Source organism: Mycolicibacterium nivoides, assembly GCF_003855255.1.
Lineage (GTDB): Bacteria > Actinomycetota > Actinomycetes > Mycobacteriales > Mycobacteriaceae > Mycobacterium > Mycobacterium nivoides.
The window spans coordinates 5,100,883-5,116,386 of sequence record NZ_CP034072.1 but is presented as its reverse complement, the minus strand read 5'-3'; the positions used below and the strand labels follow the sequence as shown (position 1 = coordinate 5,116,386).

21 protein-coding genes are annotated in these 15,504 nt (G+C 66.2%); 19 read left to right on the top strand and 2 right to left on the bottom strand.

Annotation, left to right across the window (positions count from 1 at the left end; genetic code table 11):
• Nucleotides 1–88 precede the first annotated feature (88 nt).
• Nucleotides 89–1,702: a carboxylesterase/lipase family protein gene (locus EH231_RS25000; RefSeq protein ID WP_124713515.1), complete on the top strand. Its 1,614-nt coding sequence runs from the start codon at nucleotides 89–91 to the stop codon at nucleotides 1,700–1,702.
• A 5-nt stretch (nucleotides 1,703–1,707) separates the two neighbouring features.
• Nucleotides 1,708–2,061: a nuclear transport factor 2 family protein gene (locus tag EH231_RS24995; RefSeq protein ID WP_124713514.1), complete on the top strand. Its 354-nt coding sequence runs from the start codon at nucleotides 1,708–1,710 to the stop codon at nucleotides 2,059–2,061.
• 4 nt (nucleotides 2,062–2,065) lie between these two features.
• On the opposite strand, the gene EH231_RS24990 is transcribed toward EH231_RS24995, so the two are convergent.
• Nucleotides 2,066–2,539, bottom strand: coding sequence for a hotdog fold domain-containing protein (locus EH231_RS24990; protein WP_090424616.1), 474 nt, complete (start codon nucleotides 2,537–2,539; stop codon nucleotides 2,066–2,068).
• Nucleotides 2,540–3,064: 525 nt separating this feature from the next.
• Here EH231_RS24990 and rpsJ point away from each other — a divergent pair.
• Genes rpsJ through rpsQ form a run of 11 tightly spaced genes read left to right on the top strand, consistent with a single transcriptional unit; the run spans nucleotide 3,065 to nucleotide 8,394 of the window.
• A complete protein-coding gene (gene rpsJ, locus EH231_RS24985; RefSeq protein ID WP_003883485.1) occupies nucleotides 3,065–3,370 on the top strand; it encodes a 30S ribosomal protein S10 in 306 nt (101 codons plus the stop codon).
• Between the two features lie 14 nt (nucleotides 3,371–3,384).
• Nucleotides 3,385–4,035, top strand: coding sequence for a 50S ribosomal protein L3 (gene rplC, locus EH231_RS24980; protein WP_044516127.1), 651 nt, complete (start codon nucleotides 3,385–3,387; stop codon nucleotides 4,033–4,035).
• Nucleotides 4,035–4,682 (top strand): 50S ribosomal protein L4, encoded by a 648-nt coding sequence (gene rplD, locus EH231_RS24975; protein ID WP_090424617.1) that lies wholly within the window; start codon nucleotides 4,035–4,037, stop codon nucleotides 4,680–4,682. The genes rplC and rplD overlap by 1 nt, the downstream gene beginning before the upstream one ends.
• Nucleotides 4,682–4,984, top strand: coding sequence for a 50S ribosomal protein L23 (gene rplW, locus EH231_RS24970; protein ID WP_090424618.1), 303 nt, complete (start codon nucleotides 4,682–4,684; stop codon nucleotides 4,982–4,984). The genes rplD and rplW overlap by 1 nt, the downstream gene beginning before the upstream one ends.
• 28 nt (nucleotides 4,985–5,012) lie before the next feature.
• Nucleotides 5,013–5,849 carry a 50S ribosomal protein L2 gene (rplB, locus tag EH231_RS24965; RefSeq protein WP_044516133.1) on the top strand — a complete coding sequence of 279 codons (837 nt, stop codon included), beginning with the start codon at nucleotides 5,013–5,015 and terminating at the stop codon, nucleotides 5,847–5,849.
• A gap of 21 nt (nucleotides 5,850–5,870) precedes the next feature.
• The gene (gene rpsS / locus EH231_RS24960) at nucleotides 5,871–6,152 is read left to right on the top strand and encodes a 30S ribosomal protein S19 (RefSeq protein ID WP_044516135.1); all 282 of its coding nucleotides are present in this window, start codon (nucleotides 5,871–5,873) and stop codon (nucleotides 6,150–6,152) included.
• Nucleotides 6,149–6,613, top strand: a complete 465-nt coding sequence (rplV, locus tag EH231_RS24955) for a 50S ribosomal protein L22 (RefSeq protein WP_044516137.1) — start codon at nucleotides 6,149–6,151, stop codon at nucleotides 6,611–6,613. Before rpsS ends, rplV begins: the two co-directional genes overlap by 4 nt.
• Nucleotides 6,613–7,446, top strand: coding sequence for a 30S ribosomal protein S3 (rpsC, locus tag EH231_RS24950; protein WP_090424619.1), 834 nt, complete (start codon nucleotides 6,613–6,615; stop codon nucleotides 7,444–7,446). The genes rplV and rpsC overlap by 1 nt, the downstream gene beginning before the upstream one ends.
• A 2-nt stretch (nucleotides 7,447–7,448) precedes the next feature.
• On the top strand, nucleotides 7,449–7,865 hold the full coding sequence (rplP, locus tag EH231_RS24945) for a 50S ribosomal protein L16 (RefSeq protein WP_036441254.1): 417 nt from the start codon (nucleotides 7,449–7,451) through the stop codon (nucleotides 7,863–7,865).
• Nucleotides 7,865–8,098 carry a 50S ribosomal protein L29 gene (gene rpmC / locus EH231_RS24940; RefSeq protein WP_090424620.1) on the top strand — a complete coding sequence of 78 codons (234 nt, stop codon included), beginning with the start codon at nucleotides 7,865–7,867 and terminating at the stop codon, nucleotides 8,096–8,098. Before rplP ends, rpmC begins: the two co-directional genes overlap by 1 nt.
• Nucleotides 8,098–8,394, top strand: a complete 297-nt coding sequence (gene rpsQ, locus EH231_RS24935) for a 30S ribosomal protein S17 (protein ID WP_044516145.1) — start codon at nucleotides 8,098–8,100, stop codon at nucleotides 8,392–8,394. The genes rpmC and rpsQ overlap by 1 nt, the downstream gene beginning before the upstream one ends.
• Nucleotides 8,395–8,481: 87 nt before the next feature.
• On the opposite strand, the gene EH231_RS24930 is transcribed toward rpsQ, so the two are convergent.
• Nucleotides 8,482–9,126, bottom strand: a complete 645-nt coding sequence (locus EH231_RS24930) for a fasciclin domain-containing protein (RefSeq protein ID WP_124713513.1) — start codon at nucleotides 9,124–9,126, stop codon at nucleotides 8,482–8,484.
• A 133-nt stretch (nucleotides 9,127–9,259) separates the two neighbouring features.
• Between EH231_RS24930 and EH231_RS24925 the strand changes: the two genes are divergently transcribed.
• The 6 genes from EH231_RS24925 to EH231_RS24900 all read left to right on the top strand — a co-directional run bounded on the left by EH231_RS24925 (nucleotide 9,260) and on the right by EH231_RS24900 (nucleotide 15,383).
• Nucleotides 9,260–10,975, top strand: coding sequence for a cytochrome c biogenesis protein DipZ (locus EH231_RS24925; protein ID WP_124713512.1), 1,716 nt, complete (start codon nucleotides 9,260–9,262; stop codon nucleotides 10,973–10,975).
• Between the two features lie 42 nt (nucleotides 10,976–11,017).
• Nucleotides 11,018–11,581 (top strand): ECF RNA polymerase sigma factor SigK, encoded by a 564-nt coding sequence (gene sigK, locus EH231_RS24920; protein ID WP_090424882.1) that lies wholly within the window; start codon nucleotides 11,018–11,020, stop codon nucleotides 11,579–11,581.
• Nucleotides 11,578–12,261, top strand: coding sequence for an anti-sigma factor (locus EH231_RS24915; RefSeq protein ID WP_124713511.1), 684 nt, complete (start codon nucleotides 11,578–11,580; stop codon nucleotides 12,259–12,261). Before sigK ends, EH231_RS24915 begins: the two co-directional genes overlap by 4 nt.
• Nucleotides 12,262–12,443: 182 nt before the next feature.
• A complete protein-coding gene (locus EH231_RS24910) occupies nucleotides 12,444–13,541 on the top strand; it encodes a hypothetical protein (protein WP_206429610.1) in 1,098 nt (365 codons plus the stop codon).
• 91 nt (nucleotides 13,542–13,632) lie between these two features.
• Nucleotides 13,633–15,057 (top strand): NAD(P)/FAD-dependent oxidoreductase, encoded by a 1,425-nt coding sequence (locus EH231_RS24905; RefSeq protein ID WP_090424629.1) that lies wholly within the window; start codon nucleotides 13,633–13,635, stop codon nucleotides 15,055–15,057.
• Nucleotides 15,054–15,383, top strand: a complete 330-nt coding sequence (locus EH231_RS24900; protein WP_090424630.1) for a cupin domain-containing protein — start codon at nucleotides 15,054–15,056, stop codon at nucleotides 15,381–15,383. The genes EH231_RS24905 and EH231_RS24900 overlap by 4 nt, the downstream gene beginning before the upstream one ends.
• The last annotated feature ends 121 nt before the right edge of the window (nucleotides 15,384–15,504 follow it).

Sequence of the window (15,504 nt, the reverse complement as noted above, 5' to 3'; positions counted from 1 at the left end):
GTACTTGACGGGTGTCAATTACAACCATATGTGATCGGCGACACGTAAGGGAGGCGATTCTTGCGATCCGACCCGTACGCTCGCAGCCATGCGGTCGGGGCGGCGCGGTGTCGCGTTGCTGGCAATGCTGGCGATGCTGGTTGCGGGCTGTGTGCGTGGTGGCGGTGAGGCGGTGACGCCCGGCCATCCGCCGGGGCACGCCCAGGGGCCGGACCCGGCCCTGGTCCAGATCGCAGCCGGAACCCTGCGCGGCGCAGTGGTATCCGACCACCGGTTGTTCGCCGGCATTCCGTATGCCGCGGCACCCGTGGGAGCGCTGCGGTTCGCCGCACCGGCGCCGGCACCGGGATGGCCGGGGGAGCGCGACGCCACCCGCCCCGGTCCGCGGTGCATCCAGGACCCCGATTCGGATCCCGAACGCGGAGCCAACTCGGCCGAGGACTGCCTGAGCCTGAACGTCTGGACACCGCCGGTCTCGGCGGAGAAGCGGCCCGTCATGGTGTGGATCCACGGCGGCGCATTCGCAGGCGGCAGCGGTGACATCTACGACGCGGGGCGACTGGCCGCGCGCGGCGGCGTTGTCGTGGTCACGGTCAACTACCGGCTCGGCACCCTGGGCTTCCTCGCCCATCCGGCGCTGGGGGCCGGTGGGGACGTCGGCAACTACGGTCTGGCCGATCAGCAGGCGGCGCTGCGATGGGTGCGGGACAACATCGCCGATTTCGGTGGCGACCCGGAAAAGGTCACTGTCGCCGGTGAATCCGCGGGCGGAATGTCGGTGTGTGACCACCTGGTGTCGCCGGGTTCGGCGGGGTTGTTCCGCGCCGCGATCCTGATGAGCGCCCCGTGCCAGGCCCAGGCCGGTCTCGCCGCCGCGACCCCCCGGTCCCTCGATTACGCGGCCGCTGCCGGATGTCCCGACCCCGCGACCGCCGGCGCCTGCTTGCGCGCGCTCCCGGTGGATGCTCTGCGAAAGCCGGTCTGGTACTTCAATATCGGCAGTGACGAGCTGACCGGTCCGGTCACCGGATCGGCACTGATTCCCCAACCGCCGCTGGCGGCGTTCGGCACCGACCGGGCTGAACGGGTGCCGGTGTTGATCGGCACCACGCGCGATGAGTTCACGCTCTTCGTGGCGTTGCGTTATCTGCGGCAGGGGCAGCGTTACATGACCGGGGATTACCCGCGGTTGCTGGCCGACACCTTCGGTGCCGATGCCGCGGCCGTCGGTGCGCACTATCCGATTGATCGCTACGGCGGTGTGGCGCAGGCATATTCGGCGGCTGTCACCGACGGTGCCTTCGCCTGTGTGTCGGACCGGATGGCCGGTGAGCTGTCCCGTACCGGTCCGGTCTACGCCTACGAGTTCAACGACCGCTCAGCGCCTGCACCGGAGGTCATGCGGACGCTGCCCTTCCCGGTCGGGGCCAGTCACTCGCTGGAGCTTCGCTATCTGTTCGACGTCGGCGGGGCGCCCCCGTTGAACCCGGCCCAGCAACAGCTCTCGGATCAGATGATCGACTACTGGAGTGCCTTCGTGCGTGCCGGTGATCCCGCGGTCGACGGCCAACCGGGCTGGCCGGAGTTCGACGGCTCGGGGACGCCCACCCGAATGTCGTTGCAGGCCGACGGCAGTCGCGTCGACAATGGCTATGCGCACGTTCATCAATGCCCGTTCTGGGCGGGGCTGAGGGAGAAGTGAACTCGATGGCGACACCGGATCCGCAGGCATTCGCCGAAGAGTGGGTGAATGCGTGGAACGCACATGACGTCGAGGCGGTGCTGGCCCATTTTCACGACGATGTGATGTTCAGTTCACCGGTCGCGGCGCGCGTGCTGCCCGAGACGGGCGGTGTGGTGCGGGGCAAGGACGCGTTACGTCATTACTGGACGACGGCCCTGGCCGGTATGCCGGAGCTGCATTTCGAGGTGCTGGGCGCCTATCGCGGCGAATCGGCTCTGGTGATCCACTACCGCAATCAGCGCGGCGGACTGGTCAACGAGGTGCTGCTGTTCGACGGCGCCCTGGTGCGCGAAGGTCACGGCACCTACCTGGACTAGAGCGTCAGGCCGGCGTCACCCAGGTGGTGATGTCGGCGTGCACCACTTCCACGCCGTGACGGTCGGTGATGCTGACGGGGACCACGACGTCGGTGCCCTCGGTGATCGTGGCGAAATCCGGCGGTGCGAGCTCCGCGGTGGCGCGCAGCGAAGTAGTGGCTTTGGCGAGGTACTGCACGTTCATCGCTTTGGGGATCCAGCGGTGCGTCGTCGGCACGGTGGCCTCCATCAACATGCCCATGGCCATCTCGGCGGCGTTGCACGACGCGATGGCGTGCACGGTGTGCAGGTGGTTGTAGACGTAGAACCACTTGGGGACCGTCACCTCGGCCAGCCCCGGTTCCATGCGCACCACGTGCGGCAGGATCGACGCGAAGTAGGGCACCCGGGCCATGGCCGCGGCGGAGAACGCCCAGCTGCCGCCGGGTAGCGGTGACAACTTCTTCCATGCTCTATAGGTCGGGCTGGGCTGCGTCATGCGCCAAACCTTACTCAAGAGTAAGTTCGGCGCGGGGGGCCGGGTCCGCGCCGCGCTCGTAATGTGGTGGCGGCCGCGGGCGACTTTTCCGCCGTGGCGTCCCGTACGCGGATCCCCGTGGCCGGAGCGCAGGGATATTGCCTGGAAATCCGGAAGCCGGACGCCGTTTTTCCCGGCGCCGTCGACAGGCCCCGACCTGCTCCATCGCGGATTTGGAGGACGCCCGGATCTAAGGCATACTGTTCGGGTTGCCTTGCGCCGGGTATTCCTGGCCGGGCATCCGACCCGCGCCCCCACGGGCGCATCCGGTCCCAACACTAGATCGCGGCTGAATTTCAGGGCGAGAAAGTGTGCGCGAAGGCGACACGCCCGACCGCGGGGGCCGGTGGACCACAGACAGGTAAACAGCGGCGGCAACTCTCGGCGCAACCCGCGCCGGGCACCAGGCCCGACGGAGCTTCGATGGGATTCCCCATCGGTACTTCGATACGGCCGGCCGATGTACGAAGTAGAGGTAGGAGAAGCGTGGCGGGACAGAAGATCCGCATCAGGCTCAAGGCCTACGACCATGAGGCCATTGATGCCTCGGCGCGCAAGATCGTCGAGACGGTCACCCGTACCGGTGCCAGCGTGGTCGGCCCTGTGCCGCTGCCGACCGAGAAGAACGTGTACTGCGTCATTCGGTCGCCGCACAAGTACAAGGACTCGCGGGAGCATTTCGAAATGCGCACCCACAAGCGACTGATCGACATCCTCGACCCGACGCCGAAGACGGTTGACGCGCTCATGCGCATCGATCTGCCGGCCAGTGTCGACGTCAACATCCAGTAGGAGACCCGAGAAAAATGGCTAGAAAAGGCATTTTGGGCACCAAGCTGGGCATGACGCAGGTGTTCGACGAGAACAACAAAGTCGTCCCGGTGACGGTCGTCAAGGCCGGCCCCAACGTGGTGACCCTTATCCGTACCCCCGAGCGCGACGGCTACAGCGCCGTGCAGCTCGCCTATGGCGAGATCAGCCCGCGCAAGGTCAACAAGCCCGTCACCGGCCAGTACGCCGCCGCGGGTGTCAACCCGCGCCGCCACCTGGCTGAGCTGCGGGTCGACGAGGCTGCTGCCGCCGAGTACGAGGTGGGCCAGGAGCTGACCGCCGAGATCTTCGCCGACGGTGCTTACGTCGACGTGACCGGCACCAGCAAGGGCAAGGGCTTCGCCGGCACCATGAAGCGTCACGGCTTCGCCGGCCAGGGCGCCTCGCACGGCGCCCAGGCGGTGCACCGTCGCCCCGGCTCGATCGGTGGCTGCGCCACCCCGGGCCGCGTGTTCAAGGGCACCCGGATGTCGGGCCGTATGGGCCACGACCGGGTGACCACGCAGAACCTCAAGGTTCACAAGGTCGATGCCGAGAACGGCGTGCTGCTTATCAAGGGCGCCATCCCCGGACGCAACGGTGGTCTGGTGGTTGTCCGCAGCGCAATCAAGCGAGGCGAGAAGTAATGACTTTGAAGATTGACGTTAAGACGCCGGCCGGAAAGACGGATGGTTCCGTCGAGCTGCCCGCCGCACTGTTCGACGTCGAGCCGAACATCGCTCTGATGCACCAGGTGGTCAACGCACAGTTGGCCGCCAAGCGCCAGGGCACCCACGCGACGAAGACTCGCGCGCAGGTCTCGGGTGGCGGCAAGAAGCCGTACCGCCAGAAGGGCACCGGCCGGGCTCGTCAGGGCTCGACCCGCGCGCCGCAGTTCACCGGTGGTGGCGTCGTGCACGGCCCGCAGCCGCGCGACTACAGCCAGCGGACCCCGAAGAAGATGATCGCCGCCGCCCTGCGCGGAGCGCTCTCGGACCGGGCCCGCAACGAGCGGATCCACGCGATCACCGAGCTGGTCGAGGGTCAGAACCCGTCGACCAAGAGCGCCAAGGCGTTCCTGAGCACGCTGACCGAGAACAAGAAGGTTCTCATCGTCATCGGTCGCACCGATGAGGTCGGGCTCAAGAGCGTCCGCAACCTGCCCGGTGTGCACGTGATCTCCCCGGATCAGCTCAACACCTACGACGTGCTCAATGCCGACGACCTGGTGTTCAGCGTCGAGGCGCTGAACGCGTACATCTCGGCGAATACCAAAGAGGAGGTGTCGGCCTGATGGCTAACGTGACCGACCCCCGCGACATCATCCTGGCCCCGGTCATCTCGGAGAAGTCGTACGGGCTGATCGAGGACAACGTGTACACGTTCGTCGTGCACCCGGACTCCAACAAGACGCAGATCAAGATCGCCATCGAGAAGATCTTCGACGTCAAGGTGAGCTCGGTGAACACGGCCAACCGGCAGGGCAAGCGCAAGCGCACCCGCTCGGGTTTCGGTAAGCGCAAGGACACCAAGCGCGCCATCGTCACCCTGGCTGCCGGCAGCAAGCCGATCGAACTTTTCGGAGCCCCGGCGTAACGCCGGGAACTAAGAGGATTTAACTGATATGGGAATTCGCAAGTACAAGCCGACGACCCCGGGTCGTCGCGGTTCGAGCGTCTCCGATTTCGCCGAGATCACTCGCTCGACTCCGGAGAAGTCGCTCATCCGTCCGCTGCACGGCACCGGTGGGCGTAACGCGCACGGCCGCATCACCACCCGGCACAAGGGTGGCGGCCACAAGCGCGCATACCGCCTCATCGACTTCCGTCGCCACGACAAGGACGGCGTCAACGCCAAGGTCGCTCACATCGAGTACGACCCGAACCGCACCGCTAACATCGCGCTGCTGCACTACCTGGATGGCGAGAAGCGCTACATCATCGCGCCCCAGGGACTGAAGCAGGGCGACGTCATCGAGCAGGGGCCGAACGCCGACATCAAGCCCGGCAACAACCTGCCGCTGCGCAACATCCCCGCCGGCACCGTGATCCACGCTGTGGAGTTGCGGCCCGGTGGCGGTGCCAAGCTGGCCCGTTCGGCCGGTGTGAGCATCCAGCTGCTGGGTAAGGAAGGCACTTACGCCTCGCTGCGTATGCCGTCCGGTGAAATCCGTCGCGTCGACGTGCGCTGCCGCGCCACCGTCGGCGAGGTGGGCAACGCCGAGCAGGCCAACATCAACTGGGGCAAGGCCGGCCGTATGCGGTGGAAGGGCAAGCGCCCGACCGTCCGTGGTGTCGTGATGAACCCGGTCGACCACCCGCATGGTGGTGGTGAAGGCAAGACCTCCGGTGGCCGCCACCCGGTGAGCCCGTGGGGCAAGCCCGAGGGCCGCACCCGCAAGCCCAACAAGCCGAGCGACAAGCTCATTGTCCGTCGCCGGCGCACCGGCAAGAAGCGCTAGGCCGCGGAAGGAGTAGCAGCGATGCCTCGTAGTCTCAAAAAGGGTCCGTTCGTCGACGACCATCTGCTCAAGAAGGTCGACGTTCAGAACGACAAGAACACCAAACAGGTCATCAAGACCTGGTCGCGTCGGTCGACCATCCTCCCCGACTTCATCGGGCACACCTTTGCGGTGCATGACGGCCGCAAGCATGTCCCGGTGTTTGTCACCGAGGCGATGGTCGGGCACAAGCTCGGCGAATTCGCCCCGACGCGCACCTTCAAGGGTCACATCAAGGACGACCGGAAGAGCAAGCGGCGATGAGTACCACAGTCACTGAATACCCGTCCGCACAGGCGAAGGCGCGCTTCGTGCGCGTCTCGGCGAGCAAGGCCCGCCGCGTCATCGACCTGGTCCGCGGCAAGAGTGTCGAGGAAGCCCTCGACATCCTGCGGTGGGCGCCGCAGGGCGCCAGCGAGCCGGTCGCCAAGGTGATCGCCAGCGCTGCGGCCAACGCGCAGAACAACGAGGGCCTGGACCCGACGACGCTGGTGGTCGCGACCATCACCGCCGACGAGGGCCCGACCGCCAAGCGCATCCGTCCGCGTGCCCAGGGGCGTGCGTTCCGGATCCGCAAGCGCACCAGCCACATCACCGTGATCGTGGAGAGCCGTCCGCCCAAGCAGAAGGGTGCGTCCGCGGGTTCCGCGCGTAGCCGTCGTGCCCAGGGCAGCAAGGCCGCCGCCGCGAAGGGCACGGCCGAGACGAAGGGAGGCTCGGAGTAGTGGGCCAGAAGATCAATCCCCACGGTTTCCGCCTCGGTATCACCACCGAGTGGAAGTCCCGGTGGTACGCCGACAAGCAGTACAAGGACTACGTGAAGGAAGACGTCGCCATCCGGCGTCTGCTGGCCACTGGTCTTGAGCGCGCCGGCATCGCCGACGTGGAGATCGAGCGCACCCGGGACCGGGTCCGCGTTGATATCCACACCGCGCGTCCCGGCATCGTCATCGGTCGCCGTGGCACCGAGGCCGACCGCATCCGCGCCGACCTGGAGAAGCTGACCGGCAAGCAGGTTCAGCTCAACATCCTCGAGGTGAAGAACCCTGAGTCGCAGGCTCAGCTCGTCGCCCAGGGTGTCGCGGAGCAGCTGAGCAACCGCGTGGCGTTCCGTCGCGCGATGCGCAAGGCGATCCAGTCGGCCATGCGTCAGCCCAACGTCAAGGGCATCCGGGTGCAGTGCTCGGGCCGCCTCGGCGGTGCTGAGATGAGCCGCTCGGAGTTCTACCGCGAAGGTCGGGTTCCGCTGCACACGCTGCGCGCGGATATCGACTACGGCCTCTACGAGGCCAAGACCACCTTCGGCCGTATCGGCGTGAAGGTCTGGATTTACAAGGGCGACATCGTCGGTGGCAAGCGTGAGCTCACCGCCGCCGCGCCGGCCAGTGACCGGCCGCGTCGTGAGCGTCCGTCGGGCACCCGGCCGCGTCGTAGCGGTGCGTCGGGCACCACGGCGACGAGCACCGAAGCCGGCCGCGCCGCGACCGGAGACGATGCACCGGCCGCAACCGAGGCCGTGGCCGCTTCGGCGCCCGCAGCTGAGAGCACGGAGAACTAATCATGCTGATTCCCCGCAAGGTCAAGCACCGTAAGCAGCACCACCCACGCCAGCGTGGCATCGCCAGCGGCGGCACGTCGGTGAGCTTCGGTGACTACGGCATCCAGGCCCTCGGTCACGCCTACATCACCAACCGGCAGATCGAGTCCGCTCGTATCGCCATCAACCGGCACATCAAGCGTGGCGGCAAGGTGTGGATCAACATCTTCCCGGACCGCCCGCTGACCAAGAAGCCCGCCGAGACCCGCATGGGTTCCGGTAAGGGTTCGCCGGAGTGGTGGATCGCCAACGTCAAGCCCGGACGCATTTTGTTCGAGATCAGCTACCCGGACGAGAAGATCGCCAAGGAAGCTCTGACTCGCGCAATCCACAAGTTGCCGATCAAGGCACGCATCGTGAGTCGAGAGGAGCAGTTCTGATGGCAGTGGGAACTACGCCTGGTGAACTGCGCGAACTGTCCGACACCGAGTTGAAGGACAAGCTGCGCGAGTCGAAGGAAGAGCTGTTCAACCTGCGCTTCCAGATGGCGACCGGTCAGCTGGCCAACAACCGTCGGCTGCGCATTGTGCGTCAGGAGATCGCACGGGTCTACACCGTGCTGCGTGAACGTGAGTTGGGTCTGGCTTCCGGACCCGTTGGTGAGGATTCGTAATGGCAGATACCAAGGGCCCCAAGCACACCCCGGCCACCGAGACGCCGCGCGGCCGTCGCAAGACCGCCATCGGCTACGTGGTCAGCGACAAGATGCAGAAGACCATCGTGGTCGAGCTGGAAGATCGTAAGAGCCACCCGCTCTACGGCAAGATCATCCGGACCACCAAGAAGGTCAAGGCGCACGACGAGAACGGCGATGCCGGTATCGGCGACCGCGTCTCGCTGATGGAGACCCGGCCCCTGTCGGCCTCCAAGCGGTGGCGACTGGTCGAGGTTCTGGAAAAGGCGAAGTAGCGAAGGCTCCTTCCCTTCTTCCGCTCCGCGCGAGCAGACTGAAAAGTGCCCCAAACCTTCGGGTTTGGGGCACTTTCGTGTATCGGGCTAGCCGGTGGGCGGCATGAGCACCGTGTCGATGAGATAGACGGTGGCATTGGCGGTGTGGACCCCGCCGCACACCACCGATGCGTCGTTGACCTTCAGCGCGTCACCCGAGCCGGTCACCGCGACGGATGCACCCTGCACGGTCGGCCAGGTGCCGACCACCTTGGCCGGGCTGGCCTGTCCGGGCACGACGTGATAGGTCAGGATCTTGGTCAGCATCGCTGAGTCCGTCTTCAGCATCTCGATGGTGGCCGGGTCGATCTTGGCGAATGCGTCGTCAGTGGGCGCGAATACGGTGAACTCACCCCCGTTGAGGGTGTCCACCAGGTTCACGTTCGGATTCAGCTTTCCGGAGACGGCCGCGGTCAGCGTCGTCAGCAGGGGGTTGTTCGACGCGGCGACGGTGACCGGATCCTGTGCCATCCCGACCACCGACCCCGGGCCGGACGGCACCTTTTCCGCGTAGGACGCGCAGCCCGGGCCCACCAGGTCCGACGCCGGGTCGGCGGCCATCGCCGGCGCACTGGTGGCCTCCGGCGTGACGGGTGCGGACCGTGCGGTGTCGTTCGAGCAGGCGGGCAGCGCGAACATGGCCGCGGCCGACAGTCCCGCCACCGCGGCCATCTTGTAGTGAAGGATCGACATTTTCCGACTCCCTGTGAGTGATTGACGGTGACCGCCGTCACTTTCTCGGTCGATGGGTATTCGGAGCCAACCCGAGTCCGGATGGGTGCCGATTTCGACCAATCCGGCAGCACCTCGGTGCCGAATACCCGGCATGTACACCTTGGTGCTCATCGGATTCCTCGGCGGACTCATCACCGGCGTCTCGCCGTGCATCCTGCCGGTACTGCCCGTGATCTTCTTCTCTGGAGCGCAGAGCGCGCGCGTCACGGAGTCGAACGGCACGACGATCGTTGCGACGAAACCGACACTGGCCGAGACACTACGTCCCTATCGGGTGATCGCAGGCCTGGTGCTGAGTTTCAGCGTGGTGACCCTCGCGGGCTCAGCACTGTTGCAGCTGTTGCACCTACCTCAGGACGCGCTTCGCTGGGCGGGACTTCTGGCGCTGACCCTGATCGGGTTGGGCCTGATCTTCCCGCGCTTCGAGCAGCTGCTGGAGAAGCCGTTCAGCCGTATTCCGCAGAAGCAGTTCGGCTCTGGGAGCAGCGGTTTCGGACTGGGGCTGGCGCTGGGCGTGCTCTATGTGCCGTGCGCGGGTCCGGTTCTCGCGGCGATCGTCGTCGCGGGCGCAACCGGTTCGATAGGTGCCAACACCGTTGCACTGACCCTGTCGTTCGCCATCGGCGCCGCGCTTCCCCTACTCGTTTTCGCCCTCGCGGGGCGTCGGGTTGTCGAGCGGGTCAACGCATTCCGCCGTCAGCAGCGCAAGATCCGGCTGATCGGAGGAGTCGTGATGCTGGTCTTCGCAGTGGCGTTGGCCGCCAACGTGCCGGCGAAGCTGCAGCGGGCCATCCCGGATTACACCAGCGGGTTACAGGACCGGGTGGCCGGCGCGGGCGAGGTCCAGGACCGACTGAGCCCGACCGGCAGCGGGGAGTTGTCGGATTGTCCAGAAGGCGCGGAGGAACTCCAGAACTGCGGTCCCGCACCGGACATCACCGGTATCGCCGGCTGGCTCAACACCCCTGACGGCGATCCCGTCGACCTCAAGTCGCTGCGCGGCCGGGTGGTGCTCGTCGACTTCTGGGCGTACTCGTGCATCAACTGCCAGCGCGCGATTCCCCACGTCGTCGACTGGTACGGCAGATACAAGGAGTCCGGACTGACCGTGATCGGTGTGCACACACCCGAGTACGCGTTCGAGCGGGTTCCCGGCAACGTGGCCAAAGGTGCGGCCGACCTCGGCGTCACCTATCCGGTCGCCCTGGACAACTCGTACTCCACCTGGACGAATTATGAGAACCGGTACTGGCCGGCCGAGTATCTGATCGATGCGAACGGCGTTGTGCGGCATGTGAAGTTCGGCGAGGGCGGCTACGACACGACGGAACGGTTGATTCGCGAATTGCTCGTGGACGCCAAGAACGCCGCGTTGCCGGCCCCGGTGAACGCGCCCGACATGACACCGACATCGGCACTCACGCCGGAGACCTACCTCGGAGTCGGTAAGGAGATCAACTACGCCGGTGGCGGGACGTACGACGAGGGCGACACGGTGTTCGACTATCCGAGGAGCCTGCCTGCCGACTCGTTCGCGCTGCGCGGTCCGTGGCACCTGGACTACCAGGGCGCGACCGCTCAGGGCTCCGGTTCGGCGATCAAGCTCAATTACCGGGCCGGGCAGGTCTATCTCGTTGTAGGTGGCACCGGTACCGTGACCGTGCTGCGCGGTGGTGAGACAACGAGCGTGCCGGTGAGCGGACCGCCCACCCTGCGTCAGATCGTCAGCGATCGCGACGTGCATCGTGGTGAGGTCGAGGTGCGGTTGAGCCAAGGGCTGCAGGCCTTCTCGTTCACCTACGGGTGATCGGCGATGAGCACTGCCGACTCGGCGTTAGGCTACCGATCGATGGCACGTATGCCGGAGGTGAGCAACGTACTCGACGCTCAGCTGCGCCGGGTGGCCCGCGGCGACGCCGAGGCGTTCGCCGGGCTGTACGACGCCACCAGCGCCCGCATATACGGATTGGTCATCCGGATCCTGCGCGATCCCGGTTACAGCGAGGAGACCACGCAGGACGTCTACGCCCAGGTGTGGCGTTGTGCCGCGGACTATGACCCGGAGCAAGGTTCGGCGCTGGCGTGGCTCATGACCCTGGCGCATCGCCGTGCGGTGGATCGGGTGCGGGCCGAGGTGGCCTCCAGCCGGCGCGAGGCGCGTTACGTCGCGGTGAGCGTCGAGCCCGACACCGATGTGGTCGCCGACTCGGCGATCCGCTCCGACGAGCAGCGCCAGGTGGCCGACTGCCTGGGATCGCTGACCGACCTGCAACGGCAAGCCATCGAACTGGCGTATTACGACGGCCTGACCTACCCGCAGGTGTCCGAACGGCTGTCGACCAGTCTGGGCACCGTCAAGACCCGGATGCGCGACGGACTGCGCAGGCTACGTGATTGCCTGGGGGTGACATGACCAGCGATTCCGAGCTGCCGGGCCTGGCGACGGCATACGCGTTGGACGCGGTTTCCGACGCAGAGCGCGTCGACATCGAACGCCGGCTGGCCGATGCCCCCGCTGAGGTCGCCGAGGCATTCCGTGCCGAGGTGCGTGCGGTGCGCGAGTCGATGGCGATCGCGTCGTCGACGACGGCGACGACTCCGCCGGCGTCGCTACGCCGACGGGCACTCGCGGTGTCCCGCGATCCTCACCGTGACCGCTTCCGTTGGCGCACAGGGTTGGTGGCGGCCGCCGCGGCCCTGGTGGTCGCCGCGGGCGGCTTCGGTGCGGGGCTGGCATTCCGCCCGAGCGCCCCGACCTCAGCCGAGCAGGTGTTCTCGGCAGACGATGTCCGCACGGCCACCGGACAGCTCAATGCCGGTGGCACCGCGACGTTCGTGTACTCGCGCGATGAGCGGACCGGCGTCTTGGTGATGAACAACGCGGCGCCGGCACCTCCCGGGATGGTCTACCAGATGTGGCTCATGACCGATCAGGGGCCGAAGTCCGCGGGGATGATGTCGACCATGTCGCCGTCGACCACGGCCATGGTGCGGGATCTCGGGGATTCCACCGCGTTGGCGTTCACCATGGAGCCGGCCGGTGGATCGCCGCAGCCGACGGGGGAAATGGTGGCCCGACTTACGTTGACGTGATTTTTCCTCTGACGGGCGACAGAGCACCCTGACGAGATCGGGCAGCTGTTGACCGTGCATTCCCGAAACTCGAAGTGCCGGCAAATTCATTCGATCTTGATTATTTCGCCTCGAGGACGCGCGTCGCATTACTATTTCAGTTCGCCCCGCCATGTCGGCAACAGCCGCATAAGCTGCATCGAGTGACTGCACGGATATTGCCGCTGCTCGCCGCCGCGATGATCGTTGCCGGAACTGCCCTGCCTGCAGTAGCGAGTGCCGCTCCAGAAGATGAAATCTCACTGGTGAATTCCCCGACGCTGAATCTACGGACGCTCGGTGCGAATCCGGATATCGCGTTGTACGGAATTCAGGGCTCGCAGACCCTGACAATTCCGGTGCCGCGCGGACTGATTCCCGCTGAGCTGGTCGCGATGGTGCAACTGCCGGTCAACACCCGCGGTGGCACCCTCGAGGTGACACAGGACCAACGTGTGCTGTCGCGGGTTCCCCTGCCGCCCGATCAGGCACCGATCACCGTCCCGCTGACCGGTGCCCGGGTGGTGGAAAACGCAGTGACCGTGCAGTTGAACAGCTACCTGACGATGCCCGACGGGTATTGCGCGTACGACCCGACGAACCCGCTACGGCTGATGGACAGCGACGTTCGATTCACCGGTCTGGAACAACCGCCGACGGTGATCGCCGACTTCCTGCCGCCGGTACTGAGCAAGCTCACCCTGTTCGTCCCACCGAATCCGTCGCAATCGGAATCCGATGCCGCGATCCGGATCGCCACGGCGGTGGTTGCCCGGTACGGCCTGCAACGTCCCTCCGTCGACATCGTGACGACCGATGGCGGTCCGGTTGCGTCGCCGCAGCCGCTGGAGCGGCAGGTGATCGTGCGTGAGGGGGAGGCGCCAGGATTGAGCCTGCTGGGCCCCAATGCTGTTCCAGCCCTGCTTATTTCGGGTCCTGCCGGAGAGGTCACCAACCAGGCCCGGTTGCTGTCCAGTGACATCTCGAAGCTCGCGGTGCAGTCCAAGGCTGTTGTGGGGCCGCTGTCCAACACTCCGCAGTTGCCGAGTGACCACACCACGATCCGTCAGCTCGGCCAGCCCGGTGTCAACGCCACGGCCCTGGTAAATCCCCGCGTCACGGTTCCGTTGGATCAGACCCGGCTGGGCCGCGCGGTCCACGATGTCCGGGTTCATCTGCAGGGCGCGTACACCCCGCTGCCTGCCAGCATCGCCGGCCAGGAGACCCGGCCTGGGCGTTCGTGCCCGACACCCGGGTGCTGATCCCGCAGCTGCTGCGCTTACGTCAACACCCTTGAGGTAGCGCAGGGGATGCGTCTTACTGGGTAGTACCTCACTGTCCAGGAAGATACCCGTGCAAACCGTTTTCGAACGAAATACCCCCGCAACCAGCCTCGTCGACCGCTCGTTGGCCGCGACCGCGCTTCAGCCCTTCTGGCTCGACGACATCCCTGGTCACCCCCGTTACCCGGGGTTGACCAAGCCGTCGTCGCGCTACGACCTCATCGTGGTCGGCGGCGGGTACACCGGTCTGTGGTCTGCCTTGATGGCAAAGCAGCGCGACCCGGGTATGCGGGTCGCCCTCGTCGAGGGGCAGACGATCGGGTGGGCGGCCTCGGGCCGTAACGGCGGCTTCGTCGAGGCGTCGCTCACCCACGGCACCGAGAACGGCCGCAGCCGCTGGCCGGACGAGATCGACGCTCTCGACCGGCTGGGGTTGGAGAACCTTGACGGTATCGAGAAGACCGTCGATTCGCTGGGCCTTGATTGCGATTTCGAGCGGACCGGCTCGATCTCGGTGGCGGTCGAGCCCTACCAGGCAGCAGAACTGGCTACCGCGGCGCTGCGGCCGGATCAGGTCTACTTCGACCAGCAGGCGATCCGCGCCGAGGTGAACTCGCCCACCTACCTTGCCGGAGTGTGGTCCAAGGACGCTGCCGCGCTGGTTCATCCGGCGAAACTCGCGAGTGAACTCGCCCGCGCCGCAAGTGAACTAGGTGTCGAGATCTACGAGAACAGCAAGGTTCTGGGTCTGGGCCAGGACCATCGGGGCGGGCCGCTGTCGGTGCGCACCGAGCGGGTGACCGCGCACGCCGACCGAGTGATTCTGGCGACCAACGGCTTTCCGTCGCTGCTGAAGCGATACCGCTACCACACGGTGCCGGTGTACGACTACGCCTTGATGACCGAGCCGCTGACCGATACCCAGCTGGCCGAGATCGGTTGGGACAACCGGCAAGGCATCAGTGACATGTCGAACCAGTTCCACTATTACCGGTTGTCGAAAGACAATCGCATCCTCTGGGGCGGGTACGACGCGATCTATCACTTCGGCGGCCGGATCCGGCCTCAGTACGAAGACCGTGATGCCACCTACCGCCGGCTCGCCGGTCACTTCTTCACCACGTTCCCGCAACTCGAGGACGTCAGCTTCAGCCACCGCTGGGCCGGCGTGATCGACACTTCGACGCGGTTCTGCGCGTTCTTCGGGTCCGCGTACGGTGACCGGGTCGGATATGCCGCCGGGTTCACCGGGCTCGGCGTGGCGGCCACGCGTTTCGCCGCTGAGGTGATGCTCGACCGTTTCGCAGGCACGCCGACGGTTCGCACCGAACTCGAGATGGTCAAGTCCATACCGGCACCGTTCCCGCCGGAACCGTTGGCCTCGGCGGGGATTCAGGCGACCCGCTGGTCACTCGACCGCGCCGACCATCGGGAGGGCCGGCGCAACGTCCTGCTGAAGGCACTCGACTCGGTCGGGCTGGGGTTCGACTCGTGAGCACATGTGTCAACGCCGTGAGTTTGCAGCTCGACCACACGCCGCTTCCCGATGAGTCGGTGGTGGACGGAGCGCCGACGACGGGGCATCGTGACGTGACCTCGTTGGCCGACGTGACGGTGGGCGTCTGGGAACATACCCCCGGCGTTTCCCGGGACGTGGAGTCGGACGAGGTGTTCGTCGTCCTGGGCGGGGACGCCAGTATCGCGTTCGACGACGGCACTCCGACGATCGATCTCCGGCCCGGCAGCCTCGTTCGCCTGCACGCCGGGCAGCGCACCACCTGGACGGTGCGGGAGACACTGCGAAAGGTTTTCATCGCATAGCGTTTCTGTGCGCAGGGGCGCGGCCGGGCCGCACAATGGGTTGAAGGCGTTGACGTAAGCGCCGGGAGGCAATGCGGATGGGCCGAACATTGAAGTCCGAATCGCCGCGGCGACGACGGCG